Below are 26239 nucleotides of genomic sequence, written 5' to 3'. Positions count from 1 at the left end.
TTTTTTTTTGTCCCCCCCCGACGCCGACTCCACCGCCCGGGCGCCCCCCCCACCACCGCCTGGGGCCCCCCGCCGGGCTTTTCCGCGTGGTGTGTCAGCTGCGCCGCAGGGCCTCGGTGAGCCGGTTCGCGGCTTCGATGATGGCCTGGGCGTGCAGCCGGCCCGGGTGGCGGGTCAGGCGCTCGATCGGGCCGGAGACGGAGACGGCGGCCACGACGCGGTTGGAGGGGCCGCGCACGGGCGCGGAGACGGACGCGACGCCCGGCTCCCGCTCGCCGATCGACTGGGCCCAGCCGCGGCGCCGGACGCCGCTCAGCGCGGTCGCGGTGAAGCGGGCGCCCTGGAGGCCGCGGTGGAGCCGCTCGGGCTCCTCCCAGGCCAGCAGGACCTGGGCGGCCGAGCCGGCCTTCATCGGCAGGGTGCTGCCGACCGGGACGGTGTCCCGCAGACCGGAGAGCCGCTCGGCGGCGGCTACGCAGATCCGCATCTCGCCCTGCCGGCGGTAGAGCTGTGCGCTCTCGCCGGTGACGTCGCGCAGGTGGGTCAGGACCGGGCCCGCGGTGGCGAGCAGCCGGTCCTCGCCCGCCGCGGCGGAGAGTTCGGAGAGACGGGGGCCGAGGATGAAACGCCCCTGCATGTCCCTGGTGACCAGACGGTGGTGTTCGAGTGCGACGGCGAGTCGGTGGGCCGTGGGGCGCGCCAGACCGGTGGCGGCGACCAGCCCCGCCAACGTGGCGGGGCCCGACTCCAGTGCGCTGAGCACCAGAGCGGCCTTGTCGAGAACGCCGACGCCGCTAGTGTTGTCCATGCCCTAAGACTGCAGTCTCATTCCGCGAGACGCAAGTTCAATCTCGCCGGAAAAGCGCCACTCTGGATGCAGCAGCCCGGGAGACACCCAGGATGGGGCCTCGACAGAGTGTCCGCATCGTGGACACCGATCCGGCGTGCAGGTCGCGCGAAGCGCTCCGCACCATGGGCGGCGACAGCTTTGACCTCGACGACACCGAGAAGGCCGGCAACGCGGCCGGCTGGAGGGAACCCGATGGGACGGACACTCGCAGAGAAGGTCTGGGACGACCACGTCGTGCGGCGCGCGGAGGGTGAGCCCGACCTGCTCTTCATCGACCTGCACCTGCTCCACGAGGTCACCAGCCCGCAGGCCTTCGACGGCCTGCGGCTGGCCGGCCGCCCGGTCCGCCGCACCGATCTGACGATCGCCACCGAGGACCACAACACCCCGACCCTGGACATCGACAAGCCGATCGCCGACCCGGTCTCCAAGGTCCAGCTGGAGACGCTGCGCCGCAACGCCGCCGAGTTCGGCGTCCGGATCCACTCGCTGGGCGACGTCGAGCAGGGCGTCGTCCACGTCGTCGGCCCGCAGCTCGGCCTGACCCAGCCCGGCATGACCGTGGTCTGCGGCGACTCCCACACCTCCACCCACGGCGCCTTCGGCGCACTGGCGTTCGGCATCGGCACCAGCCAGGTCGAACACGTGCTGGCCACCCAGACGCTGCCGCTCGCGCCGTTTCGCACCATGGCGATCACCGTCGAGGGCGAGCTGCCCGAGGGCGTCACCGCCAAGGACCTGATCCTCGCCGTCATCGCGAAGATCGGCACCGGCGGCGGCCAGGGCTACGTCCTGGAGTACCGCGGTTCGGCGATCCGGAGCCTGTCCATGGAGGCCCGGATGACCATCTGCAACATGTCGATCGAGGCGGGCGCCCGGGCCGGCATGATCGCCCCGGACGAGACCACGTTCGAGTACCTCAAGGGCCGCCCGCACGCCCCCCGGGGCGAGGACTGGGACGCCGCCGTCGCGTACTGGAACACCCTGGGCACCGACGAGGACGCGGTCTTCGACCACGAGATCTTCATCGACGCGAGCGAGCTGACCCCGTTCGTCACCTGGGGCACCAACCCCGGCCAGGGCGCTCCGCTGGGCTCCGCCGTCCCGCACCCCGAGGACTTCGCCGACCCGCAGGAGCGCACCGCCGCCGAGAACGCCCTGAAGTACATGGGCCTGGAGGCCGGCACCCCGCTGCGCGAGGTCAAGGTCGACGCCGTCTTCGTCGGCTCCTGCACCAACGGCCGCATCGAGGACCTGCGTGCCGCCGCCGCCGTCCTGGACGGCCGCCGGATCGCCGACGGCGTACGGATGCTGGTCGTGCCGGGCTCGGTGCGCGTCGCCCTGCAGGCCGTCGAGGAGGGCCTGGACAAGGTGTTCACCGCGGCCGGCGCCGAGTGGCGGCACGCGGGCTGCTCGATGTGCCTGGGCATGAACCCCGACCAGCTCGCCCCCGGCGAGCGCTGCGCCTCCACCTCGAACCGCAACTTCGAGGGCCGGCAGGGCAAGGGCGGCCGCACCCACCTGGTCTCCCCGCAGGTCGCCGCCGCGACCGCCGTCCTGGGCCGGCTGGCGGCCCCGTCCGACCTGACCGCCGACATCGCCGTGGAGGCCTGAGCCATGGAGAAGTTCACCACCCACACCGGCCGGGCCGTCCCGCTGCGCCGCAGCAACGTCGACACCGACCAGATCATCCCCGCCCACTGGCTGAAGAAGGTGACCCGCTCCGGCTTCGAGGGCGGGCTGTTCGAGGCCTGGCGCAAGGACGAGTCGTTCATCCTCAACCAGCCGGAGCGCCGGGGCGCCACCGTCCTGGTGGCCGGCCCCGAGTTCGGCACCGGATCCTCGCGCGAGCACGCCGTCTGGGCGCTGCAGAACTACGGCTTCCACGCCGTCATCTCGTCGCGCTTCGCCGACATCTTCCGTGGGAATTCCCTTAAAAACGGCCTGCTGACGGTCGTCCTGCCGCAGGAGACCGTGGAGCGCCTCTGGGTGCTCACCGAGAGTGACGCCGGTGCCGAGATCACGGTCGACCTGGAGGCCCGCGAGGTCCGGGCCGAGGGCGTCACCGCGCCGTTCGAACTGGACGATAACGTCCGCTGGCGGCTGCTCAACGGGCTGGACGACATCAGCATCACGCTGCAGAACGAGCCCGACATCGCCGCGTTCGAGGCGACCCGCCCGGCCTTCAAGCCCCGTACCCAGCCCGCTGCCTGAGATCCCTTCAGAACAAGCATTCTGACGATCCGCCGGATGGCCCGCCCCCTCCTCGGGGGGGCGGGCCATCCGGCGTTCCGGAGCACGAGTTAGGGCCGCCGGGCCGCCCCCGATTGCCCATTTGGCTTTGCCCGAGAGGGCCCCGCGCATGCACAACTGCGGGTAGATGGCACAATCAGTGCATGCACCGGCACCATGAACCTCCGTACGCGGGCGGCGAACCCGCGCCTTCGGAGTCCACGGGCCGGGGATCCGAACGCCGAATTGACGAGCGGCCGGACGTCGCCTCCGCACCTGCTGAGGGGCCGGACGACCCGGAAGTCGCAGCGCTCTACGCGCTTGTGGCCGAGCGGTTGAAGCAAGCTCACGACCGTGTGCATGCGCTGAACGTGTCTACGGATGCAAAGACCGCTCTCACCCGTCAACTCCTCATCGTCACCGAGGCCGCCAAGCGCGATCTTCCGGAGGCGGCAAGGCGGTTGAGTCGGTTTGTGCATGACCTCGACGAGGGGCGCCCGCCGCTCGGCTGAGGTCGCCGACGCGCAAATCCATTGCGACACTAGGGTGATTCGCGCGTTTGGTAATTGAAAGTCCGCAGATACATACCTAACGTGCGAAAAGAACGGATGGAATCATCCGGCGCCCGTTTCCGAAGGGGAAGACGTGAACAAGGCTCAGCTTGTCGAAGCGGTGGCCGAGCAGCTGGGCGGTCGCAAGGCTGCCGCAGAGGCCGTCGACGCAGTGCTCGACACCATGGTCCGTGCCGTTGTGGCCGGTGACCGGGTTTCGGTCACCGGTTTCGGCACCTTCGAGAAGGTGGAGCGCTCCGCGCGCTTCGCCCGCAACCCGCAGACCGGCGAGAAGGTCAAGGTCAAGAAGACCTCGGTGCCCCGCTTCCGTCCGGGCCAGGGCTTCAAGGACCTGGTCAGCGGCAGCAAGAAGCTGCCGAAGGAAGGCCCCTCGGTGAAGAAGGCCCCCAAGGGCTCCCTCACCCCGGGCAAGAGCGGCGTCGCCGCCACCCCGGCCGCCAAGCGCGCCGCCACCAAGCGCGCCGCCGCCGCTGCCGCCGCGCCGGCCGCCAAGAAGGCCGCCGCCAAGAAGACGGCCACCACGGCCGCCGCCAAGAAGACCACGGCGACCGCCACGAAGAAGACGGCCGCCGCTGCCAAGAAGACGGCCACCACGGCCGCCGCCAAGAAGACCACGGCGACCGCCACGAAGAAGACGGCCGCCGCCAAGAAGACGGTCACCACCGCCGCCGCCAAGAAGACCACCGCGACCGCCAAGAAGGCGACCGCCACGGCCAAGAAGACGGCTCCGGCGAAGAAGACCGCCACCCGCAAGACCACCGCGCGCAAGACCACCGCCAAGTAGTCCCGCGCGGCGTCCTCGGACGGCCTTCGAGAGAAGCCGTGGCGCACCCGTTTCCGCATGACGCGGAGGCCGGGCCGCCACGGCTCTTTCGCGTTGCGGTCCTCTTCCCGCCGGGCGTCCGGCCGGCACCGCCGGCGGGTGGCGGTTCAGCCGTCGGCCGGGTCCGGGAAGGTCTGGAGCGTCAGGAAGACCACGCGGCGCGCCCCGCCGCTGCCCTCGGTGCGGATGCGCACCCGCTGGCCGGGCCGCAACAGCCGCAGGCCGCCGACGTCGAAGGCGGCCGCGTCGAACGGCACCGGGGTCCCGTCGTCGAGCAGCACGGAGCCGGCCCGGGTGGCGGGGTCGAAGGTGAACGCGGTGGCCTGCATGCCAGCAGCATAGCGAGCGGGTCCGACAGTCCCGGGCGGCGTCTCGCGGGGCGTGCGTCAGGAACGGCCGATGAGGGCGAACGAGGCGCTCGTGTGGGGGCCGACGCCGAGGGCCAGGGCCTCGCCGAGGTCCGCGCCGGTGTCGACGTCGCGGCGCACCGACTCCACGTCCGCCAGGCCCAGTTCGAGCGCCCCGCCGGCCGCGTGCCGGGCCCGTGAGCCGTCCCCGAACGCGGGGGCGAGCGGGCTGCCGGGGGCACAGGCGAGCAGCGTCGTGCCGAGGCCGGGGGAGTCCGGCAGGAAGGCCCGGCCCCGGGACGGCACCGCGCCCAGCACCCGGGCCAGTTCGGCCGGCCGCAGCGCCGGCAGGTCCGCCGAGAGGGCGGCCAGCGGCGCGTCCGGGGCGAGCGCCAGCGCGGCCGCCGCCCCGTGCGCCAGCGCCCGGTTGAGGCCGCCGCCGGGTTCGTCGGCCACCACCACGGCGCCGAGCGCGGCCAGCCGCGGGCCGGCCGCGGGGTCCCGCGTGACCACCAGGACGCGGGCGACGCCCGGGGTCGCGAGCGCGGCGGTGACGGTGTCGAGCGCGAACGAGAGCGCCAGGTCGGCCCGGTGCGGCCCGGCGTACGGGGCCAGCCGGGACTTGGCGAGGGCGAGCGGCTTGAGCGGCAGCACCAGCGACCAGCCGGCGGTGGGTGCGGCGGGCGCGACGGGCCCGCTGGGGCGTACGGTGTCCTGGGTCATCGGCGTCATTGTGACGCCGGCCCCGGAGCCCCCGCCAGGCCGTCCCAGCTGTGCGGACGTGCGTTTGATCACGACCGCCCGGTGCGCTGGCGCGGTCGCTCGACAGTCGGTGAGCGGGCGGGCGACACTGTTCCGCGCCCGCGATCCGGGCACCGGGCGGCCGGTGCACCGGCGCCGGGAGGCAAGGACCGCGGCACCCCGTGTGCCGCACGGATGAGGAGGACCTGGGGTGGCCCGCCGCTCGCACGCCAAGTTCGGCAACGCCGACTACGGCATCTGGTACCGCTTTGCGGCCGTGCTGGTCAAGCCGGTGACGACCGCGCTGGTGAAGCCCGACTGGCGGGGCTGGGAGCACCTTCCCGAGGAAGGTGGATTCATCGCCGCGGTGAACCACAATTCGATCATCGACCCGTTGGTCTACGCGCACTGGCAGTACAACAGCGGCCGCCCGCCGCGGATTCTCGGCAAGTCCTCGCTGTTCTCGATTCCCTTCATCGGATTCATGCTGCGCAAGACCGGCCAGATTCCGGTGTTCCGCGAGTCGACGGACGCCGCACAGGCGTTCCGGGCCGCGATCGACGCCGTCAACAACGGCCAGTGCGTGCAGTTCTACCCCGAGGGCACCCTCACCCGGGACCCGGACCTGTGGCCGATGACCGGCAAGAGCGGCGTCGCCCGGGTCGCGCTGATGACCGGTGCGCCGGTCATCCCGGTCGCGCACTGGGGCGCCCACGAGATCATCCCGCCGTACGGCCGGCCCGGTTACGGGAAGGGCAGGTTCAACCTCTTCCCGCGCCACCGGGTGGTCGTCGCGGCCGGTCCGCCGGTGGACCTGAGCAAGTACCGGGGCATGGAGCTCACCGCCCAGGTGCTGGGCGACGCCACCGAGGACATCATGACGGCGATCACCGCCGTGCTGGTCGGCGTGCGCGGCGAGGAGCCGCCCGCCGAGCGCTACGACATGCGCAGGGCCGCCCGCGAGCGGGCCGCCGCCGCGCTCGCCGAACGCCGCCGCGCCAAGGGCGGCACGAACACCGAGGAGGCCGGTCAGTGACCCGCTGCGCCGTGATGGGGACCGGCTCCTGGGGCACCGCGTTCGCGATGGTGCTGGCCGACGCCGGCAGCGAGGTCGTGCTCTGGGCCCGCCGCCAGGAGCTGGCGGACGCGGTCAACAGCACGCACGAGAACCCGGACTACCTCCCGGGCGTGCGCCTGCCCGACTCCGTCCGCGCCACCACCGACCCCGCCGAGGCGCTGGCCGGCGCCGACTTCGCCGTCCTCGTGGTGCCCTCGCAGACGCTGCGCGACAACCTGGCCGCCTGGGCGCCGCTGATCGAGCCGCAGACCGTCCTGGTCAGCCTCATGAAGGGCATCGAACTCGGCACCGCGAAGCGGATGAGCGAGGTCATCGACGAGGTCGCCAAGGTCGGCCGGGAGCGGGTCGCGGTGGTCAGCGGGCCCAACCTGGCCAAGGAGATCGCCAACCGCCAGCCCGCCGCCAGCGTCGTCGCCTGCAGCGACGAGGCGGTCGCCAAGCGGCTCCAGGCGGCCTGCCACACGCCGTACTTCCGCCCGTACACCAACACCGACGTGGTGGGCTGCGAACTCGGCGGCGCGGTCAAGAACGTGATCGGCCTCGCGGTCGGCATGGCCGCGGGCATGGGGCTCGGCGACAACACCAAGGCGACGCTGATCACCCGCGGGCTGGCCGAGACCACCCGGCTCGGCGAGGCGCTCGGCGCCGACCCGCACACGTTCGCGGGCCTCGCCGGGATGGGCGACCTGGTCGCCACCTGCTCCTCGCCGCTGTCGCGCAACAACACCTTCGGCATGAACCTGGGCCGGGGCATGTCCCTCGCCGAGACGATCGCGGCGACCAAGCAGACCGCCGAGGGCGTCAAGTCCTGCGAGTCGGTGCTCGACCTCGCGCGGCGCAGCGGCGTCGACATGCCGATCGTCGAGGCCGTCGTGGACGTGGTGCACAACGGCAGGCCCACCCAGGAGGCGCTGCAGACGCTCATGTCCCGCTCCGCGAAGGCGGAACGGCGCTGACCGCCGGGCGGCGGCGTGGCGGGGCGGCTAACTTTCCGGAAACACGTCGCACGGTAGTCTCAAACGCGATATGAGCATCGAACAGTCCTCCCCGAACCCGTCCGCCCCGAAGCCCCGCGTCGCGCTGGTGTTCGGCGGGCGCAGCTCCGAGCACGCCATCTCGGTCTCCACCGCGGGCAGCGTGCTCAGGGCGATCGACCGCGACAAGTACGACGTGCTGCCGATCGGCATCACGCACGAGGGCCGCTGGGCGCTGACCAGCGACGAGCCGGCCCGGATGGCCATCACCGACGGCAGGCTGCCGGACGTGGCGCACGTCGCCGAGTCCGTGGACGGGCAGGTCGCGCTGCCGGTCTCGCCGGGCAGCCGCGAGGTCCTCCTCAGCGAGCCGGGGGGCGCCCCCAAGGCGCTCGGCGAGGTCGACGTGGTGTTCCCGCTGCTGCACGGCCCCTGGGGCGAGGACGGCACCCTGCAGGGCCTTCTGGAGCTCTCCGGGGTCCCGTACGTGGGCAACGGCGTGTTCGCCAGCGCGGCCGGCATGGACAAGGAGTTCGCCAAGCGGATCCTCGCCTCGCACGGCCTGAACGTCGGCCGCTACACCATCGTGAACCGGCGCGACTGGGAGACCGAGGAGGGCCGCGCGGCCGTGCGCGAGCGGGTGGCCGAGCTCGGCCTGCCGCTCTTCGTCAAGCCCTGCCGGGCCGGCTCCAGCATCGGCATCACCAAGGTCAAGGACCTGGCCGAGCTGGACGCCGCGATCGAGGAGGCCCGCCGGCACGACCCCAAGCTGATCATCGAGGCCGGGGTGACCGGCCGCGAGATCGAGTGCGGCGTGCTGGAGTTCGAGGACGGCCCGCGGGCCAGCGTGCCCGGCGAGATCATGGTCGGCGGCGACTACGAGTTCTACGACTTCGAGGCCAAGTACATCGACTCCTCGGACGTCCGGATCCCGGCGGAGCTGTCGGCGGACGAGACCGCCGAGATCCGTCGCCAGGCGGTGGCCGCGTTCGAGGCCTTCGGCTGCGAGGGCCTCGCCCGGGTGGACTTCTTCCTGCTGGAGGACGGCACCTGGATGATCAACGAGATCAACACGATGCCCGGCTTCACCCCGATCTCGGCCTACCCGAAGATGTGGGAGGCCACCGGGGTCGCGTACCCGGAGCTCATCGACCGGCTGCTCCAGGCGGCGCTGCGGCGCTCGACCGGGCTGCGCTAGTCGCCCGCGCGGGAACGGAGGGCGGGCCGGGAAGCTCCCGGCCCGCCCTCCGTCGGTCGTTCGTCCGTTCCGGTCAGCCGGGGACGTTCGCCTTGACGGCTGCGGTGACCGCCGAGGCGGGGTCCAACGGGCTGTCGTAGACGTTGGCGGGGGAGGTCACCTCGACGTACGCGGCGCGCATCGTCGTGACGAAGCGGTAGCTCCCGTCGTCCAGCTTCTGCGACCACCACGTGACGTCGTCGAGCGTTGGCGACATGTCCATGGCGTGCGGGCCGTCGAGCTCCTCGGGCCGGTCGATGCCGCACCGCAGCACCGTCCGGGGCGAGGTGTCCCAGACCGCGACGTACGGCGAGGACGGCGACGGGTCCTTGCGGGCGTGCCCGAGCAGCTCCTGCGGCAGCGCGGCGGCCAGGTTCCGGCAGTAGCCGGCCGCCTTGCCGGTCGGCGTCGGCACCTCGATGTCCGCCGGCCCGCTCCAACTGCCGAGCAGCACCACGACGGTGCAGGTCAGCGCGACGGGCACGGCGAGCCAGCGGACCGGCGCGGGCAGGGCCGCGAGGGCGCGGGGGACGCGCAGTTCTGTGGGCACCAGCCGATCGTAGCCGCGCCTTACAGGTGGACCACCGGACAGGTCAGGGTGCGGGTGATGCCCTCCACCTGCTGGACCTTGGCCACGACCAGACGGCCGAGGTCGTCCACGGTGTCGGCCTCGGCCCGGACGATGACGTCGTAGGGGCCGGTGACGTCCTCGGCGGTGAGCACGCCGGGGATCTTGGAGATCGACTCGGCCACGGCGGTGGCCTTGCCGACCTCGGTCTGGATCAGGATGTACGCCTGTACCACGGGGGCCTCCCGGCGGCCGGTTGGGGGGATCGCCGCCGTGCTCGCCCGGAGGGACGTCGGGTGGGAAACGGGCTCACCGGCAGTCTGATCACCACGCTACCGCGCTGCGGGCCGGGGAGGGGAGACCTCTGCACCCCGGGAGGGCGTACGCTGCGCGCGGGGGGAGCGACGGGGGACCGGATCCGGATGGCAGCGCGATCCGGACGGCAGCACGATTCGGATTGAGTGCGAGAGGACGGCAGATGCAGGGGACCGTGGGCGAGCTCGGCGAGTTCGGCCTCATCAGGGAGCTGACCGCCCGGGTACCGCTCACCGACGCGGTCGACCTCGGCCCGGGCGACGACGCGGCGGTGGTGAAGGCCCCGGACGGCCGGGTGGTGGCCACCACGGACGTCCTGATCGAGAACCGGCACTTCCGCCGGGACTGGTCCACCGCCTACGACGTCGGCCGCAAGGCCGCCGCCCAGAACCTCGCCGACGTGGCCGCGATGGGCGCGGTGCCGACCGCGATACTGCTGGGCCTGGTCGCCCCCGCCGACCTGCCCACCACGTGGGCCACCGAGCTGATGGACGGGCTGCGCGACGAGTGCCAGGTGGCCGGCGCGACCGTGGTCGGCGGCGACGTGGTGCGCGGCGACACCGTCATGCTCGCCATCACGGCGCTCGGGGACCTCCAGGGGCGCGCGGCCGTGCTGCGCTCCGGCGCGCAGGTGGGCGACGTGGTCGCGGTGACCGGCTGGCTGGGCTGGTCCGCCGCCGGCCTGACGGTGCTCCAGCGCGGCTTCCGTTCCCCGCGCGCCTTCGTCGAGGCGCACCGCCGCCCCGAGCCGCCGTACCACGCCGGCCCGGCCGCGGCCGAGTTGGGCGCGACCTCGATGATCGACGTGAGCGACGGGCTGGTCGCCGACCTCGGGCACGTGGCCCGCGCCAGCGACGTGGACATCGACCTGTTGGCCGCCGACTTCGACGTCCCGGCGCAGATGGCCGACATCGGCCAGGCCGTCGGGGTGGACCCGCTGGTCTGGGTGCTGTCCGGCGGCGAGGACCACGCGATCGTGGCGACCTTCCCGCGCGGGATCCAACTCCCGGCCCGCTGGCGGGTGGTGGGCGAGGTGACCGGCCGGCCCCGGGGCACCCGCGGCGGCCGGGTGACGGTCGACGGCGCGCCCTGGGACCGGGTCGGCGGCTGGGACCACTTCGCCGAGTGACGTACGCGGTACGGCTGATGGCGCTCGGACACGCGTACGGAACGTCACGCTCCCGGGTGCCGCGGACGGGATTCGCGCGCCGGTTCTGCGTAGGCTTGCGAGGGATCGAGCCCGCCCGCCCTCCGGGCGCGGGTGGTCCGAACCACTGCGAGCGGAGAACGCACCAACCATGCGCATCGGTGTTCTGACCAGCGGCGGCGACTGCCCCGGCCTCAACGCGGTGATCCGCTCCGTGGTGCACCGGGGCACGGATGTGCACGGTGACGAGATCGTCGGGATCCTGGACGGCTTCCTCGGTCTGATCGAGGGGCGCACCCGTCCGGTCTCGCACGACGACGTCACCGGACTGCTCACCCTCGGCGGCACCATCCTCGGTTCGGCCCGGGTCCGGCGCGAGCGGATCGCCTGGGCGGTGGAGAACGCCAAGACGCTGGCCCGGGACATCGGCATCGACGCGCTGATCGCGATCGGCGGCGAGGGCACGCTGACCGCCGCCAAGCTGTTCAGCGAGGCCGGACTGCCGGTGGTCGGGGTGCCGAAGACCATCGACAACGACATCGACGCCACCGACGTCACCTTCGGCTTCGACACCGCGGTGCACGTCGCGACCGAGGCGATCGACCGGCTGAAGACCACCGCCGAGTCCCACCAGCGCGTCATGGTGGTCGAGTTGATGGGCCGGCACACCGGCTGGATCACGCTCACCGCGGGCATGGCCGGCGGCGCCCACGGCATCCTGATCCCGGAGAAGCCGTTCGACATCGAGGCGGTGGCCCGGATGGTCGAGGACCGCTTCGCGCGCGGCAAGAAGTTCGCCATCATCGCCGTCGCCGAGGGCGCCGCCCCGATGCCCGGCACGATGCGCTTCGACCACGGCGAGGTCGACCAGTTCGGGCACCGGACGTTCGGCGGGATCGGCAACCGGCTCGCCAACGAGCTGGAGAACCTGCTCGGCAAGGAGGCCCGCCCGGTCATCCTCGGCCACACCCAGCGCGGCGGCACCCCGACCGCGCGGGACCGGGTGCTCGCGACCAGGTTCGGGTGGCACGCGGTGGAGGCGGTGCACGCGGGCGCGTTCGGCCACTTCACGGCGCTGCGCGGGAACGCCATCGAGCTGCGGCCGGTCGCGGACGCGGTGACCAGGCTGAAGACGGTGCCGGAGGACCGCTGGGCGGAATCGGAAGCCGTGCTCTGAGCGGTCGCGGGTAGGTTGGGGGCATGGTTTCGACTGCTCCTCCCCGCGTGGCTCCTTCCCACGCGGCCCCTCCCCGCGTGCTCACCGTCGCCGGCTCCGACTCCGGCGGCGGCGCCGGCATCCAGGCCGACCTCAAGGCCATGCTCGCCCTCGGCGTCCACGGCATGAGCGTGATCACCGCCGTCACCGCGCAGAACTCGCTCGGCGTCCAGGGCTACTGGGAACTGCCCGCCGAGGCCGTCCGGGCCCAGTTCCGCAGCGTGGTGGACGACATCGGCGTGCAGGCCGTGAAGACCGGGATGCTCGCGTCGATCGAGCTCGTCGAGACCGTCTCGGACCTGCTGGCCGGGGTGGACGCCCCGGTGGTCGTCGACCCGGTCGGCGTCTCCAAGCACGGGGACGCGCTGCTCGCCGCCGAGGCCGTCGCGACCGTCCGCGAGAAGCTGCTGCCGGTGGCCACCCTGGCCACGCCCAACCTGCACGAGGTGACGCAGCTCACCGGCCGCACCGTCGAGGACGAGGGGCAGATGCTGGACGCCGCCAAGGCGCTGCTCGACCTCGGGCCGCGCTGGGTCCTGGTCAAGGGCGGACACCTGGCGGGCGAGGCCGCCGACCTGCTGTACGGCGGGCCGGGGGAGGAGCACTGGTACCGGGCGCCGCGCTACGACAACCGGCACACCCACGGCACCGGCTGCACGCTGGCCAGCGCGATCGCCGCCGGACTCGCCAAGGGCGAGCCGCTGCCGGAGGCCGTCGGCTCGGCCAAGGAGTACATCACCGGCGCGATCGCGGGCGGCTTCGCCCTCGGCGCCGGGATCGGCCCGGTCGACCACGCCTGGCGCTGGCGCTGACGAACGCCGGGGGGGGGGGGCCCCCCGGGCGCCCCCCCCCCCCCCGCGGGCGCCGGGCCGCCGCCGCCCCCCCCCCCTCTATTCTCTATCATTCTCCTCCCTCACCCATCCACCCCCCCCCCCCCCCCATCACCTGGAGGACCGGCATGCCGGTCTGCGCGTCAGCGCGAGACCTTACCGGCCTTGATGCACGAGGTGCAGACGTTGAGCCGCTTCGGCGTCCGCCCAATCACAGCGCGCACCGTCTGGATGTTGGGGTTCCAACGACGGGGGGTACGGCGGTGCGAGTGGGAGATGCTGTTGCCGAAGCCCGGCCCCTTGCCGCAGACGTCGCAGTTGGCAGCCACAGGAGTCACTCCAAGACTTCAGATCAGTTACGTTCGACAACCCACCAGAACACCGGAACACTCGCGTGAACCGGACCGACCTGGGGGGTGCGCCCGGATTGTTCCAGGCAACCGGAAGAGCATACAACGCTTGCTCCCGTTCAACGAAACTACCATGACCGCCCGGGTGATCGCTCCGGCCGACGGCCCGGGCGACCCCTCCCGGCCCCCGATAACCTGCCGGTATCGCCCCTCGCCGTTCGACCCGAGGCCATCGCGGCGTCCCATCCGGAGGAGACCTGGTGCTGCACACGCTCGACGCCCCGGCCGTGCGCACCTGGTGCCAGCTCGCCCTGCGCGCGCTCGGCCAGGCGCGCGAGGAGATCGACGCACTCAACGTCTATCCCGTCCCGGACGGCGACACCGGCACCAACCTCTACCTGACCGTCGAGTCCGCCGCCGCCGAGGTGGAGAGCCGCTTCGCCGACCCGGCCGCCGAGCCGGCCCCCGGCCTGGCCGACACCGTCCGGGCGATGGCCCGCGGCGCGCTGGTCGGCGCCCGCGGCAACTCCGGCGTGATCCTCGCCCAGTGGCTGCGCGGCACCGCCGAGACGCTGGCCGACGGCGGCGGCGCCGACCAGCTGCGGGCCGCCCTCCAGCGGGCCGCCGACTCCGCCTACCAGGCCGTCGCGGAGCCCGTCGAGGGCACGCTGCTGACCGTCGCCCGGGTCGCCGCCCGGGAGGCCGTCCGGGCCGGGGACGGACTCGCGCAGGTCGCCGACACCGCGTACCGGGCCGCCAGGGACGCGCTGCGGCACACCCCCGAGCAACTCGCCGTGCTCGCCGAGAACGGGGTCGTCGACGCCGGCGGGCGCGGCCTGGTGGCCGTCCTCGGCGCGCTCGCCGACGCCGTCGCCGGGCACCAGCCGATGGGACCGGTCGCGCTGCGCGGGGACGTCCGGGCGCTGGAGAGCTGCGAGGCCCGCATGAGGCCGCCCGGCCCCGGCCACCCCGCCTTCGAGGTCATCTACCTGCTGGACGCCCCCGACGACGCCCTGCCCGCGCTGCGCGAGCGGCTCGGCGGGCTCGGCGACTCGCTCGTGATCGGCGGCGGCGACGGCCTGTGGAACGTGCACGTCCACGTGGACGACGCCGGCGCCGCCGTCGAGGCCGGCATCGGGGCCGGCCGGCCGCACCAGATCCGGATCACCCACTTCGCCGAGGCCGCCGCCCGCTCCGGCGCCGCCGCCGAGCCGGGCGAGCGCGAGGAACCGGCCCGCGCGGTGCTCTCCGTGGTGTGCGGCGAGGGCCTCGCCGAACTCTGCGAGCAGGCCGGCGCCGTCGTGCTCCGCGCCGACCCGGACCGCCCCACCGCCAGCGCCGAACTCGCCGCCGCCGTCCGGAGGTCGGGCGCGCGCGAGGTCGTCCTGCTGCTCAACGACCCCGAACTGCGCGCCGCCGCCGGCGCCGCCGCCGACCAGCTCCGCGAGGAGGGCGTGCGGATCGCCGTCCTGCCCACCCGCTCGCCGGTGCAGGGGCTCGCGGCGCTCGCGGTGCACGAGGCCGGGCGCCGCTTCGACGAGGACGTGGTCGCCATGACCTCCGCCGCCGGGGCCACCCGCTACGCCGAACTCGCCGTCGCCGAGGGGGAGTCCTGGACGATGGCCGGGGTCTGCCAGGCCGGCGACGTGCTCGGCCTGATCGACGGGGACGTCGCGGTGATCGGCGCCGGCCCGGCCGAGGTCGGGGCCAGCGTGCTGGACCGGATGCTCGGCGCGGGCGGCGAACTCGTCACCCTGATCCTCGGCGAGGGCGCGGACGACGCGCTCGCCGAACACCTCGTCGCGCACGTGCGCCAGGGCCGGCCCGAGGTGGACACGGTGGTCTTCCACGGCGGCCGGGAGGCGGCCCCGCTGCTGATCGGGGTCGAGTAGGCGCCGGACGGGGCCCGCGGAGCGGCCCGGTCTGTCGGCGCTTTGGTGTAAACAAGGGCCTGATGGGCGCTCTCGATGAACCACTGACCAAGCTCGTCGGCGACCGCACCGCGAAGGTGCTCGCCGACAGCCTCAAGCTGCGCACGGTCGGGGACCTCCTGCACCACTACCCCCGCCGCTACGTCGAACGCGGCCAGCTCACCAGCCTGGACGAGCTGGAGGTCGACGAGCACGTCACCGTGCTGGCCCGGATCGAGAAGGTCACCCTCATCCCGTTCCGCGGCCGCAAGGGCGACCGGCTGGAGGTCGTCGTCACCGACGGCCGCAGCCGGCTCTCGCTGGTGTTCTTCAACCAGGGCTGGCGGCAGAAGGAGCTCAGGTCCGGCGCCCAGGGCCTGTTCGCGGGCAAGGTCAACGTCTTCAACCGCACCCGCCAGCTGGTCTCGCCGGACTACCAGCTGCTCGACGAGGACGCCGGGTCGGATGCCGCGCAGCAGTTCGCCGGCCGCCTCATCCCGGTGTACGGCGCGAGCGCCCAGATGCCCAGCTGGAAGCTGTCGATCTGTATCGACACCGCGCTCACCAAGCACCTCGGCGACGTCGGCGAGCCGCTGCCCGCCGAACTGCGCGAGCGGCACGACCTGATCCCGCTGCCCGAGGCCCTGGAGCTGATCCACCGCCCGCGCGGCCAGGCCGACCGCGAGCGCGCCCAGAGCCGGCTGCGCTGGGACGAGGCCTTCGTCCTCCAGGTCGCCCTCGCCCAGCGCCGGGCCGCCGAGTCCGCGCTGCCCGCCAAGCCGCGCCGGGCCCGTGAGGGCGGCCTGCTGGACGCGTTCGACGAGCGGCTGCCGTTCACCCTCACCGAGGGGCAGCGGAAGGTGTCCGCCGAGATCGCCGCCGACCTCGCGAGCGAGCACCCGATGCACCGGCTGCTCCAGGGCGAGGTGGGCTCCGGCAAGACGCTGGTCGCGCTGCGCGCGATGCTCGCCGTGGTCGACGCCGGCGGCCAGGCCGTCCTGCTCGCGCCCACCGAGGTGCTCGCCCAGCAGCACCACCGTTCGATCGTCGAGATGATGGGCGACCTCGCCGAGGGCGGCATGATCGGCGGCTCCGACCTCGGCACCCGGGTCGTGCTGCTCACCGGCTCGATGGGCGTCCCGGCCCGCCGCCAGGCGCTGCTCGACATGGCCTGCGGGGACGCCGGGATCGCCATCGGCACCCACGCGCTGATCGAGGACAAGGTCCAGTTCCAGGACCTCGGCCTCGTCGTCGTCGACGAGCAGCACCGCTTCGGCGTCGAGCAGCGGGACGCGCTGCGCGCCAAGGGCGACCAGCCGCCGCACCTGCTGGTGATGACCGCCACTCCGATCCCGCGCACGGTCGCGATGACGGTCTTCGGGGACCTGGAGACCTCCGTCCTGGACCAGCTCCCGGCCGGCCGCTCCCCGATCTCCACCCACGTCGTCCCGGCGGTCGAGAAGCCCAACTTCCTCACCCGCGCCTGGGAGCGGGTCCGCGAGGAGGTCGGCAAGGGCCACCAGGCGTACGTCGTCTGCCCCCGCATCGGGGACGAGGAGCCGGTGGCCCCGGCAGCGAACAGCGGGGCCAGGAAGAAGCGGAAGGCGGCCGAGGAGGACTTCGAGGACATCGCCGACGCCGGCGCCCAGAGCGACGAACGGCGGCCCCCGCTCTCGGTGGTGGAGACCGCCGAGAAGCTGGTGAAGGGCCCGCTGAGCGGCCTCCGGGTGGAGATCCTGCACGGCCGGCTCGCGCCCGAGGCCAAGGACGACGTGATGCGGCGGTTCTCGGCGGGCGAGGTGGACGTCCTGGTCGCCACCACCGTGATCGAGGTCGGCGTCAACGTCCCCAACTCCACCGCGATGGTCATCATGGACGCCGACCGCTTCGGCGTCTCCCAGCTGCACCAGCTGCGCGGCCGGGTCGGCCGCGGCAGCGCGGCGGGCCTGTGCCTGCTGGTCAGCGACATGCCCGCGGGCAGCGCGGCCCGGGCCCGGCTGGACGCCGTGGCCGGCACGCTGGACGGCTTCGAGCTGTCCCGGATCGACCTCGAACAGCGCCGCGAGGGCGACGTGCTGGGCCAGGCGCAGTCCGGTGTGAAGTCCTCGCTCAAGGTGCTCTCGGTACTGGAGGACGAGGAGGTCATCCTCACCGCCCGGACGGAGGCCACCCGGCTCGTCGCCGAGGACCCGGAGCTCGCCGCCCACCCGGAGCTGCGCACCGCGCTGGAGAGCCTCATCGACGAGGACCGCGCGGCCTACATGGAGAAGGGCTGAGCGGGCCGGCCCCGGCCGGTCGGGCGGTCCCGCGCGGCCCGGGAATTGTCAGACCCCCGCGAGAGAATGAAGGTGTTCAGGGCGCACCTCAAGGTGCGTACCTGGCGCGACACTTGGGGGTCCTGCCATGGCATTCCGTCATCTCAACGAGCTCCCGCTGGGCGACAAGGTCTTCCGGATCGAACTCGCCAGCGACGACGACCGCGAGGTCACCCTCACCCTGACCGGCTGGCGCGAGGGGGCGGCCGCCGCGCCGCTCGCCTCGGGCAAGCTCCGCCTGCCGGTCGAGGACGTCGCCTCGCTGCGGATCGCGCTCAACCGCGCGCTGCGGGCGCTGGCGATCGTCGCCGACGTCTCCGAGCCCATCCCCGACCGCGACGTGCTGCGCGAGCTGTACCCCGGCCACGGCGCCCCCTGGGTGCCGCAGCACGAGGAGGAACTGGTCCGGCGCTTCCACGACGGCGAGACCGTCGCCCGGATCGCCGCCCGCTTCGGCCGCACGCCCGACTCCGTCCGCACCAAGCTGCGCGAGCTCGGGCACGACCCGCGCCGCCCCGAGTTCTGCCCGCCCGACGGCTGCCTCTCCTGGTCCCGCTACGCCTCGCCGGCCCTGCTCGGCGCGGCGGTCCCGGCGCAGTCGACGGGCTCCGAGGCGAGCTAGACGGTGCCCCGCGGCCCCCGCCGGTACGCCCGGCGGGGGCCGCGCTGCTGTTCGCCCACTCGCCTCCGGTCCGCTCGGGCCCGGCGCCGACGGTCGGCGCTCCCCTTCGGCTCGGGGCGGGTAGCGTGGTCGGGCAGCGACGAAAGGACCTCCCACCACCATGACCCGCGTGATCGCCGGAGCGGCCGGCGGCCGCCGGCTGGCCGTACCGCCAGGCCGGGGCACCCGACCGACCTCCGACAAGGCCCGTGAGGCGATGTTCTCCACCCTGGAGGCGCTGCGCGGCACCCTGCACGGGAGCCGGATGCTCGACCTGTTCGGCGGATCGGGCGCGGTCGGCCTGGAGGCGCTGTCCCGGGGGGCCGATCACGTCCTGCTGGTCGAGGCCGACGGCCAGGCGGCCCGGGTGATCCGCGAGAACGTCCGCACGATCGGCCTGCCGGGCGCGGAACTCAAGGCCGCCAAGGCCGAGAAGGTGATCGCCGGGCCGCCCCCGCAGGCCCCGTACGACCTGGTGTTCCTCGATCCTCCGTACGCCGTCACGGACGACGAGCTGCGCGAGATGCTGATCACACTCCTGGCCGGGGGCTGGCTCGCGGCGGACGCACTCGTCACCGTGGAGCGCAGCACCCGCGGCGGAGAGTTCGGCTGGCCCGACGGCTTCGAGGTGCTGCGCTCCCGCCGCTACGGCGAGGGCACGCTCTGGTACGGTCGCGCCGCCGCCCGCCAGCACGAGTAGCGGGCCGAGGCCCGCAGCAGCCGTCACCCCACGAGGGAGCACAAACGCCATGCGCCGAGCCGTCTGCCCCGGTTCGTTCGACCCGATCACCAACGGCCACCTCGACATCATCGGGCGGGCCTCGAAGCTCTACGACGTGGTGCACGTCGCGGTGCTGATCAACCGGAGCAAGCGCGGCATGTTCAGCGTCGAGGAGCGGATCGGCCTGATCGAGGAGGTCACCGCGGAGTTCGGGAACGTGGTGGTCGAGTCGCACCACGGCCTGCTGGTGGACTACTGCCGCGCGCGCGGCATCCCCGCGATCATCAAGGGGCTGCGGGCCGTCAGCGACTTCGACTACGAGCTGCAGATGGCCCAGATGAACCACGGGCTGACGGGCGTCGAGACGCTGTTCGTGCCGACCTCGCCGACGTACAGCTTCCTGTCCTCGACCCTGGTCAAGGAGGTGGCCTCGTACGGCGGCGACGTCTCGCACCTGCTGCCGGAGACGGTGCACCGCCGGCTGGTCGAGCGGATCGCGGAGCGCAAGGCCGAGCAGTAGTCCGGCCGTTCCCTTCCTACCGCTTCGTCATGGTTTGTCCGTGTCGCCGGGATCCCCCGGGGGCCCGGCCCGGTTCGGGCGTTGTGACCGTGCCCCGCAGTGGCCGTACAGTCTGTATTCCTGCCCTGCGGTGAGGTCCACCGCGCCGGGCCTGCCTCCGCCGGACCGTCGGCGGCACACGGAAAGACGAAGCCCCGTGGACGTGCAGAACAAGGTCGACGAGATCGTGGCGGCGATCGAGAACGCGCGCTCGATGCCGATGTCGGCCTCCTGCGTGGTGAACCGGGCCGAGCTGATCGGCCTGATCAACGACCTGAAGGCGGTCCTGCCCGCCGAACTGGCCCAGGCGCAGTCGGTGATGGCCGACCACGAGCAGGTGGTGGCCGGCGCCCAGGCCGAGGCCGACCGGATCATCCAGGGCGCGCACGCCGAGCGCGGCTCGCTGATCTCGGACACCGAGGTGGTCCGCCGGGCCCAGGCCGAGGCCGACCGGATCCTCGCCGAGGCGCGCTCCGACGTGGACACCAAGCGGGCCGAGGCCGACGACTACGTGGACAGCAAGCTCGCCAACTTCGAGGTCGTGCTGACCAAGACGCTCGGCGCCGTCGGCCGCGGCCGGACCAAGCTGCGCGGCGACTCCAGCGTCTTCGAGAACGAGTACGACGGCGAGACGGACGGCGAGGAGTTCCGGCCGCAGCGGGTCAGCCCGAGCCCCGAGGTCGACGAGTACGTCGATGTGAAGCTCGCCACCCTGGAGAACGTGCTCAGCGCGACCCTGGAGGCCGTCGGCAAGGGCCGCGACAAGCTCCTCGGCAAGCGGCCGATCGACGAGCTGGGCGCCTACCTGGCCGCCGCCGACGAGGCGCAGCAGGCCAAGGAGCGGGCCGAGGCGGTCGCGGCGGGCTTCGCCGCCGAGGGCGACGGCGAGGAGCTCGCCTGGTACCGCGAGGACGTGCCGCAGCAGCAGAGCTGGCCGGAGCAGACCCCGGCCGCGGCCGGCTGGCAGAACCCCGGCGCCGACCAGTACGCGGCGGCGGCCCAGCAGCAGGGCGGCCAGTACGCCGAGGTGTACGGCGGCGGCTTCGACCCGGCCGCCCAGGGCGACCCGTACGCGGCCCAGTGGGCCCAGCAGCAGGACGCCACGGGCGGGTACCCGCAACAGCAGCAGCACGGGGACTACGCGGGCCAGCAGCACGCCGACTACGGCTATCCGCAGCAGCAACAGGGCTACGGCGCGCAGCAGTACGACGCCTACGGCTACCCGCAGCAGCCCGCCGCCCCGCCGGTCGTGCCCCAGCAGCAGCCCGGGCTGGACGAGACGAGCTTCTTCGACACCAGCATGATCGACATGACCAGGCTGCGGGAGCTCGGCGGGCGCTGAACACCGGTCCCGGGGCGTTCCTCCGGGACCGAAGTTGGGCCTGGCGGGAGACTCCGGTAGTCTGACCACTCCGGCCCCTCCATGTCGGACGCTCGGCTTGCCCTCGGGGCGCCGCCGCACATGGGGCCCACCGATCACCTTCCATGGAAGTCAGGACACCTTGAACCGCCTCGACCACCGCGACCCCCTCGTGTTCGACACGCACGAGCTCGGCCGCCGTCCGGGGTCGATGCGCAAGGTGTCCCGCACCCTGGAGGCCCCCGAGGGCTTCGGCATCATCGACGTGATCGGCGTGCCGGAGAAGAGCGAGGTCCAGCTGGAGCTCCGCCTGGAGTCCGTGGTCGAGGGCGTGCTGGTGACCGGCACCGCCGAGGCCGTGGTCGAGGGCGAGTGCGTCCGGTGCCTGGAGCCCGTCGAGTTCGACATCGACGTGGACTTCCAGGAGCTGTACTACTACCCGGAGTCCGACGAGCGTCACCGCGCCCGGACCACCGGGACCGAGGACCTCGACGAGGACTCGGAAGAAGAGACTTACCGCCTGGAGGGCGATTTCTTCGACCTCCAGCCGGTGCTGCGTGACGCGGTGGTGCTCGCACTGCCGCTGCAGCCGGTGTGCCAGGACGACTGCCTGGGCCTGTGCTCCGAGTGCGGAGCGCGCCTGAGCGACGACCCGGCGCACCACCACGACGCCGCCGACCCCCGGTGGGCGGCTCTGCAGGGACTCTCCGCCGCCCCCGGCGACGAGGGTGACGGGATCAAGAACAGCGACACCCGTGAGGGTGCCGCCGAGAACCAGGAGAAGTAGCCGTGGCTGTTCCGAAGCGGAAGATGTCGCGCAGCAACACGCGCCACCGCCGTTCCAACTGGAAGGCCGTCGTTCCGGCCCTCGTGGCGTGCGACAGCTGCCACGAGCCGAAGCTCGGCCACATCGCGTGCCCCAGCTGCGGCACGTACAACCGCCGCCAGGTCCTCTCGGTCTGATCGGCGGGGTGCACGGATCGATGTCGGACGGTAACTCCACCCGCAAGGCGTCCTCCGCCCCGAAGGGTCCTTCGGGCGGTGGCAAGGCCGGTGGGCCGGCTTCGACCGAATACGACGTCCTGGAAGGGCGCCTCGGGTACACGCTCGAGCGCGCCCTTCTGGTGCGTGCCCTGACCCACCGCTCGTACGCGTACGAGAACGGCGGGCTGCCCACCAACGAGCGCCTGGAGTTCCTCGGCGACTCGGTGCTGGGCCTCGTGGTGACGGACACCCTCTACCGCGTCCACCCGGACGTCCCCGAGGGCACCCTCGCCAAGCTGCGCGCCGCGGTGGTCAACTCCCGCGCGCTCGCGGACGTCGGGCGCGGGCTCGACCTGGGCGTCTTCATCCGCCTCGGCAAGGGCGAGGAGGGCACCGGCGGCCGCGACAAGTCGTCGATCCTCGCCGACACCGTCGAGGCCGTGATCGGCGCCGTCTACCTGGACCAGGGCCTGGACGCGGCGACCGAGTTCGTCCACCGCCTGTTCGACCCGCTGATCGAGGAGTCCTCTCAGCTGGGCGCGGGCCTGGACTGGAAGACCAGCCTGCAGGAGCTCACCGCCTCGGTGAGCATCGGCGTGCCCGAGTACGTGGTCATGGAGTCCGGTCCGGACCACGAGAAGACCTTCACCGCGGTGGCCCGCGTGGCCGGCCAGGACTTCGGCAGCGGCGTCGGCCGTTCGAAGAAGGAAGCCGAGCAGAAGGCCGCCGAGAGCGCCTGGCGCGCGATCAAGGAGAAGTACGCCGACCGGCTGCCCGCCGGCGCGTGACGAGGCAGTAGCCTTCCTCCTGCCGGTCCCTTTCCGCAGGAGGAATGCTGCCTTGCCCGAACTTCCCGAGGTCGAGGTGGTCCGCCGCGGACTGGCGAACTGGGTCGCCGGGCGGACCGTCTCCGACGTCCAGGTCCTGCACCCGCGCGCGGTGCGCCGCCAGCCCGCCGGTGCCGCCGACTTCGCCGCCCGGCTCACCGGGACGACGCTCGGCGCCGCGCAGCGCCGCGGCAAGTACCTGTGGCTGCCGCTGGCCGGCACCGGCTCGGGCTTTTCGCTGATCGGCCACCTCGGGATGAGCGGTCAACTCCTCGTCCAGGACCCGTCGGTGCCCGACGAGACGCACCTGCGGGTGCGGCTGCGCTTCTCCGACGGCGGACGCGAACTGCGCTTCGTCGACCAGCGGACCTTCGGCGGCCTCGCGGTCGAGGAGGCCGAGGAGGGCGACCCGGAGGGCACGCCCGTCTCCATCGCGCACATCGCCCGCGACCCGCTCGACCCGCGCTTCGACGACGACGCCTTCACGGCCGCGCTGCGCGCCAAGCGCACCACCGTCAAGCGCGCGCTGCTCGACCAGACGCTGATCAGCGGTGTCGGCAACATCTACGCCGACGAGGCGCTCTGGCGCTCCAAGCTGCACTACGACCGGCCGACGGCGACGCTCACCCGCCCGCAGGCGGCCGTGCTGTTGGCCAGTGCCCGGGACGTGATGACCGCGGCGCTGGCCGTCGGCGGCACCAGCTTCGACAGCCTGTACGTCAACGTGAACGGCGAGAGCGGCTACTTCTCGCGGGACCTCGACGCGTACGGCCGCGAGCACGAGCCCTGCCGCCGCTGCGGTACGGCGATCCGCCGGGCCGCGTGGATGAACCGCTCCAGCTACTTCTGCCCCCGCTGCCAGCGGGTGCCGCGGGAGCGCAGCGGGGGCTGACGGGCGGCGCTACTTGTGCGCGAGTTCGGGCTGCTGGTCGGCCGCGTCCCCGAGGGCTCCGTGGTCGCCCTGGCCGAAGTAGGCGACGCCGACGGCGGACACCACCGCGAGCAGGAAGCCGGCCACGCCGAGCCAGCCGAGGCCGGACTTGGAGGAGTCGCCGAGCCACAGCACGCCGACCGCGCCGGGCAGCACCGTCTCGCCGACCACCAGGGCGGCCGTCGCGCCGTTCACCGAGCCGATCTGCAGCGCGACCGTGTGCACGTACATGCCGCCCAGGCCGCCGATGAGGATCGCGTACAGCGCCGGGTCGGAGAGCAGGCCGCCGAGCTCGAACGGCTCGACGCCGTTGAGGATGCGCACGCCGACGCCGAGGGCGCCGAAGCCGAGGCCGGAGAGCAGACCTGCGACGATCGCGCCCTTCGAGCCCATCCGCCGCACCAGCAGGCCGCCGCCGACCAGCAGGACGGTGGTGATGATCAGCAGCCACCAGTGGAAGGACATCTCCGCGTGGTGGCCGCCCTCGGGGCCGGCCGAGACGGCCAGCAGCACCAGCGCCGAGCAGAGCACGCCGATCGACGCCCACTCCAGCTGCTTGAGCCGGATGCCGAGCAGCTTGATGCTCAGCACCGCGGTGATCACCAGGTTGGCGCTGATGATCGTCTGGGAGAGGAACAGCGGCAGCAGCCGGGCGGCCAGCGCGCCGAGTCCGAAGCCGATCAGGTCGAGCACCGTGCCGAGGATGAACTCCCAGGTGACGGCGGCCTTCGCGGTCGAGGACAGGCTCGGCCCGCCGTGCTCGGTCGTGGCGGTGGAGGCGCCCTTGGCCGCCTCCTCGCGGGCGGACCGCCGGGAACCGACGGCCTGCAGGACCGAGCCGGTGCCGTAACAGGCGGATGCCGCCACGGCGGTGACGAGGCCGATGATCACCGAGCGCTCCGATCAGAGGGGTTGGGGCCACGAGGGGCGGTGGGTCAAGAGCGGGTAATGGACCCGCGGTCCGGGACCACTATGCCCGTCCGCACGATACGGTCAGGACACCCCCTCCGACCGCTCCGGGCCTGCCGGGACGTACGTCCGGCCGCCTGCCGCGGTTCCCGGCGGCAGTCCGCTTCAGGGTGACTTGGGGGAAATCTCATCCCCGAGGAGGGGACGGCCCCGGCGTCCGGCGGGGAATCCCTTCATCACCAGTATGCGAAGGGTATGGCGTGCTTCGCCGCCGGTCGCGGTAGCGTCGGGTGTTATGAGAACCCTTGCTCGACGTTCCCGGGGCACCGGGCCGCTCGCCGTGGTCGCGGCGACGCTGCTCGGGCTTCTGCTTCTGCTCGCCCCGGTGGCCTCCGCGGCCGGTGGCCTGAGCGACGCCGCGGCCACCCTGAAGAAGGGCCAGGTCTACGTCGCCCCGACGATGCTGGACCGCTTCAGCCAGGCGCAGGCGGACGCCCTGACCAAGAAGATCGAGAAGGCCGACAAGCCGATCTTCATCGCGGTCGTCCCCGACAGCGCCAACAAGGACACCATCCTCACCGATCTGCGCACCCTGGTGGGCATCGACGGCGTCTACGGCGTCTGGCGGGGCACCGGCGGCTTCATGGCCCGCTCCGACCGCGGCGCCATGGGCGTCGGCGTCGCGGACCGGATCGGAGGCGCCGTCGCCCGCGCCGACAAGGGCGACATCAACGCGACCCTGAACGACTTCGTCGACCAGGCCGCCCCGCAGACCAAGGGCAGCGGGGTGAACCACAGCACCTCGATCGCCTGGGTGGTCATCCCGGTCGTGCTGCTCGTGCTGGCCGGTGCCGGTGTCTTCTTCCTCTTCCGCCGCGCCAAGAAGCGCAAGGAGGAGCAGGCCCGCGCCGAGCTGGAGCAGCTGCGCCGCGTGGTCGACGAGGACATCACCGCCTACGGCGTCGAGCTGGAGCGCCTGGACTTCAACCCGCGCGCCGCCGACGCGGACGACGTCCAGCGCACCGACTACAGCCACGCGCTCGAGTCGTACGAGAAGGCCAAGCGCCTGATGGACGAGGCCAAGAAGCCCGAGGACGTCAAGGTCGTCACCGAGACGATCGAGGACGGCCGGTTCGCGCTGGCCACCCTGGCCGCCCGGCGCGACAAGCGCCCGCTGCCCGAGCGCCGTCCCCCGTGCTTCATGGACCCGCGCCACGGCCCGTCCGTCAAGGACGTCGAGTGGGCCCCGGCCGGCGGCTCCGCCCGCAGCGTCCCGGTCTGCCAGGCGGACGCGGACCGCGTCGCCGCCGGCCTCGACCCGGCCGTCCGCACGGTCGACACCGAGTACGGCCCGCAGCCGTACTGGAACGCCGGCCCGGCCTACGCCCCGTACGCGGGTGGCTACTACAGCAGCTTCGGCGGCGGCCTGCTGCCCGGTCTGCTGGTCGGCACCGTGCTCGGCTCGATGATCAGCAGCCCGGCCTACGCCGCGGCGCCGATGATGGAGGGCGGCCACCACGGCTACCAGGACCAGTACGAGGGCGGCGACTTCACCGGGGCGGACTTCAACGCCGGGGACTTCAGCGGCAGTGACTGGAGCGGTGGCGGCGACTTCGGCGGTGGCGGCGGCGACTGGTGACCCGCTGACCCGACGCGCCGACCCGACGCGCACCCCGCTGCGGGGGGGGGCGCGGGCGCGCCCCCGGGCGGCGGCCGGGGGCGCGCCCCCGGGGTGGACTCAGAACTCTCGGTGGCGCGCGCGGCGGCGCGCGCGCGCGCCCC

The 26239-nt window shown here is 73.0% G+C and carries 28 protein-coding genes; 21 read left to right on the top strand and 7 right to left on the bottom strand.

The genetic code is table 11. The features are described from left to right. Window positions 1–94: 94 nt before the first annotated feature. Complete coding sequence (locus ACFV4G_RS32225) at window positions 95–808, bottom strand: IclR family transcriptional regulator (RefSeq protein WP_030246527.1); 714 nt, start codon at window positions 806–808, stop codon at window positions 95–97. Between the two features lie 234 nt (window positions 809–1042). Between ACFV4G_RS32225 and leuC the strand changes: the two genes are divergently transcribed. The 4 genes from leuC (at window position 1043) to ACFV4G_RS32205 (ending at window position 4438) form a co-directional block, all read left to right on the top strand. Continuing rightward, window positions 1043–2464, top strand: coding sequence for a 3-isopropylmalate dehydratase large subunit (gene leuC, locus ACFV4G_RS32220; RefSeq protein ID WP_380445683.1), 1422 nt, complete (start codon window positions 1043–1045; stop codon window positions 2462–2464). Between the two features lie 3 nt (window positions 2465–2467). Beyond that, window positions 2468–3064, top strand: a complete 597-nt coding sequence (gene leuD, locus ACFV4G_RS32215) for a 3-isopropylmalate dehydratase small subunit (protein ID WP_380445682.1) — start codon at window positions 2468–2470, stop codon at window positions 3062–3064. Window positions 3065–3246: 182 nt separating this feature from the next. After that, window positions 3247–3594 carry a hypothetical protein gene (locus ACFV4G_RS32210; RefSeq protein WP_380445681.1) on the top strand — a complete coding sequence of 116 codons (348 nt, stop codon included), beginning with the start codon at window positions 3247–3249 and terminating at the stop codon, window positions 3592–3594. A 133-nt stretch (window positions 3595–3727) separates the two neighbouring features. Beyond that, window positions 3728–4438, top strand: coding sequence for an HU family DNA-binding protein (locus ACFV4G_RS32205; protein ID WP_380445680.1), 711 nt, complete (start codon window positions 3728–3730; stop codon window positions 4436–4438). 146 nt (window positions 4439–4584) lie between these two features. On the opposite strand, the gene ACFV4G_RS32200 is transcribed toward ACFV4G_RS32205, so the two are convergent. Together ACFV4G_RS32200 and cofC are read right to left on the bottom strand one after the other, a co-directional pair. Beyond that, entirely contained in the window at window positions 4585–4806 is a 222-nt protein-coding gene (locus ACFV4G_RS32200; RefSeq protein ID WP_380445679.1) for a hypothetical protein, read from the bottom strand. Between the two features lie 57 nt (window positions 4807–4863). Further along, entirely contained in the window at window positions 4864–5547 is a 684-nt protein-coding gene (cofC, locus tag ACFV4G_RS32195; RefSeq protein ID WP_380445678.1) for a 2-phospho-L-lactate guanylyltransferase, read from the bottom strand. 229 nt (window positions 5548–5776) lie between these two features. Between cofC and ACFV4G_RS32190 the strand changes: the two genes are divergently transcribed. The 3 genes from ACFV4G_RS32190 to ACFV4G_RS32180 all read left to right on the top strand — a co-directional run bounded on the left by ACFV4G_RS32190 (window position 5777) and on the right by ACFV4G_RS32180 (window position 8815). Beyond that, complete coding sequence (locus ACFV4G_RS32190) at window positions 5777–6601, top strand: lysophospholipid acyltransferase family protein (protein ID WP_380445677.1); 825 nt, start codon at window positions 5777–5779, stop codon at window positions 6599–6601. After that, on the top strand, window positions 6598–7599 hold the full coding sequence (locus ACFV4G_RS32185) for an NAD(P)H-dependent glycerol-3-phosphate dehydrogenase (protein ID WP_380445675.1): 1002 nt from the start codon (window positions 6598–6600) through the stop codon (window positions 7597–7599). The genes ACFV4G_RS32190 and ACFV4G_RS32185 overlap by 4 nt, the downstream gene beginning before the upstream one ends. Window positions 7600–7669: 70 nt before the next feature. Further along, window positions 7670–8815, top strand: a complete 1146-nt coding sequence (locus ACFV4G_RS32180; RefSeq protein ID WP_380445674.1) for a D-alanine--D-alanine ligase family protein — start codon at window positions 7670–7672, stop codon at window positions 8813–8815. Window positions 8816–8888: 73 nt separating this feature from the next. Here ACFV4G_RS32180 and ACFV4G_RS32175 read toward each other — a convergent pair whose 3' ends face one another. Next, window positions 8889–9404, bottom strand: coding sequence for a DUF3515 domain-containing protein (locus tag ACFV4G_RS32175; protein ID WP_380445673.1), 516 nt, complete (start codon window positions 9402–9404; stop codon window positions 8889–8891). Window positions 9405–9424: 20 nt separating this feature from the next. Continuing rightward, the gene (locus ACFV4G_RS32170; RefSeq protein ID WP_218205768.1) at window positions 9425–9658 is read right to left on the bottom strand and encodes an Lrp/AsnC family transcriptional regulator; all 234 of its coding nucleotides are present in this window, start codon (window positions 9656–9658) and stop codon (window positions 9425–9427) included. Window positions 9659–9900: 242 nt separating this feature from the next. On the opposite strand from ACFV4G_RS32170, the gene ACFV4G_RS32165 reads away from it, so the two are divergent. From ACFV4G_RS32165 to thiD, 3 genes are all read left to right on the top strand, one after another. Beyond that, window positions 9901–10866, top strand: a complete 966-nt coding sequence (locus tag ACFV4G_RS32165; RefSeq protein WP_380445672.1) for a thiamine-phosphate kinase — start codon at window positions 9901–9903, stop codon at window positions 10864–10866. Window positions 10867–11035: 169 nt separating this feature from the next. Then, window positions 11036–12061, top strand: a complete 1026-nt coding sequence (locus ACFV4G_RS32160) for an ATP-dependent 6-phosphofructokinase (RefSeq protein ID WP_380445671.1) — start codon at window positions 11036–11038, stop codon at window positions 12059–12061. A gap of 23 nt (window positions 12062–12084) precedes the next feature. Continuing rightward, window positions 12085–12912 carry a bifunctional hydroxymethylpyrimidine kinase/phosphomethylpyrimidine kinase gene (gene thiD, locus ACFV4G_RS32155; RefSeq protein ID WP_380445670.1) on the top strand — a complete coding sequence of 276 codons (828 nt, stop codon included), beginning with the start codon at window positions 12085–12087 and terminating at the stop codon, window positions 12910–12912. A 161-nt stretch (window positions 12913–13073) separates the two neighbouring features. Here the strand turns inward: thiD and rpmB are convergent, their stop codons facing one another. Beyond that, window positions 13074–13259 (bottom strand): 50S ribosomal protein L28, encoded by a 186-nt coding sequence (gene rpmB, locus ACFV4G_RS32150; RefSeq protein WP_014138233.1) that lies wholly within the window; start codon window positions 13257–13259, stop codon window positions 13074–13076. A 281-nt stretch (window positions 13260–13540) separates the two neighbouring features. Between rpmB and ACFV4G_RS32145 the strand changes: the two genes are divergently transcribed. From ACFV4G_RS32145 to mutM, 10 genes are all read left to right on the top strand, one after another. Next, a complete protein-coding gene (locus ACFV4G_RS32145; RefSeq protein WP_380445669.1) occupies window positions 13541–15172 on the top strand; it encodes a DAK2 domain-containing protein in 1632 nt (543 codons plus the stop codon). A gap of 62 nt (window positions 15173–15234) precedes the next feature. Continuing rightward, on the top strand, window positions 15235–17466 hold the full coding sequence (gene recG, locus ACFV4G_RS32140) for an ATP-dependent DNA helicase RecG (RefSeq protein ID WP_380445668.1): 2232 nt from the start codon (window positions 15235–15237) through the stop codon (window positions 17464–17466). A gap of 127 nt (window positions 17467–17593) precedes the next feature. After that, window positions 17594–18127, top strand: a complete 534-nt coding sequence (locus tag ACFV4G_RS32135; protein ID WP_329929722.1) for a hypothetical protein — start codon at window positions 17594–17596, stop codon at window positions 18125–18127. A gap of 160 nt (window positions 18128–18287) precedes the next feature. Continuing rightward, entirely contained in the window at window positions 18288–18866 is a 579-nt protein-coding gene (gene rsmD / locus ACFV4G_RS32130; protein WP_380445667.1) for a 16S rRNA (guanine(966)-N(2))-methyltransferase RsmD, read from the top strand. A 49-nt stretch (window positions 18867–18915) separates the two neighbouring features. Continuing rightward, complete coding sequence (gene coaD, locus ACFV4G_RS32125; RefSeq protein ID WP_380445666.1) at window positions 18916–19407, top strand: pantetheine-phosphate adenylyltransferase; 492 nt, start codon at window positions 18916–18918, stop codon at window positions 19405–19407. Between the two features lie 196 nt (window positions 19408–19603). Further along, the gene (locus tag ACFV4G_RS32120; RefSeq protein WP_380445664.1) at window positions 19604–20788 is read left to right on the top strand and encodes an ATP synthase F0 subunit B; all 1185 of its coding nucleotides are present in this window, start codon (window positions 19604–19606) and stop codon (window positions 20786–20788) included. A 160-nt stretch (window positions 20789–20948) separates the two neighbouring features. Continuing rightward, complete coding sequence (locus ACFV4G_RS32115) at window positions 20949–21593, top strand: YceD family protein (RefSeq protein ID WP_380445663.1); 645 nt, start codon at window positions 20949–20951, stop codon at window positions 21591–21593. Window positions 21594–21595: 2 nt separating this feature from the next. Then, window positions 21596–21769: a 50S ribosomal protein L32 gene (gene rpmF / locus ACFV4G_RS32110; RefSeq protein ID WP_188303282.1), complete on the top strand. Its 174-nt coding sequence runs from the start codon at window positions 21596–21598 to the stop codon at window positions 21767–21769. Between the two features lie 20 nt (window positions 21770–21789). Beyond that, complete coding sequence (gene rnc, locus ACFV4G_RS32105) at window positions 21790–22578, top strand: ribonuclease III (RefSeq protein WP_380445662.1); 789 nt, start codon at window positions 21790–21792, stop codon at window positions 22576–22578. A gap of 52 nt (window positions 22579–22630) precedes the next feature. Continuing rightward, window positions 22631–23509 (top strand): bifunctional DNA-formamidopyrimidine glycosylase/DNA-(apurinic or apyrimidinic site) lyase, encoded by an 879-nt coding sequence (gene mutM / locus ACFV4G_RS32100; protein WP_380445660.1) that lies wholly within the window; start codon window positions 22631–22633, stop codon window positions 23507–23509. A gap of 9 nt (window positions 23510–23518) precedes the next feature. On the opposite strand, the gene ACFV4G_RS32095 is transcribed toward mutM, so the two are convergent. After that, a complete protein-coding gene (locus ACFV4G_RS32095; protein WP_380445659.1) occupies window positions 23519–24439 on the bottom strand; it encodes a hypothetical protein in 921 nt (306 codons plus the stop codon). A 313-nt stretch (window positions 24440–24752) separates the two neighbouring features. Between ACFV4G_RS32095 and ACFV4G_RS32090 the strand changes: the two genes are divergently transcribed. Further along, the gene (locus ACFV4G_RS32090; RefSeq protein WP_380445658.1) at window positions 24753–26096 is read left to right on the top strand and encodes a hypothetical protein; all 1344 of its coding nucleotides are present in this window, start codon (window positions 24753–24755) and stop codon (window positions 26094–26096) included. Window positions 26097–26239: the final 143 nt, after the last annotated feature.

This window comes from Kitasatospora sp. NPDC059747 (genome assembly GCF_042732955.1).
Classification (GTDB): Bacteria; Actinomycetota; Actinomycetes; order Streptomycetales; family Streptomycetaceae; genus Kitasatospora.
Note: the sequence above shows the minus strand (reverse complement) of the source record. Positions and strands in the feature narration are given on the sequence as shown.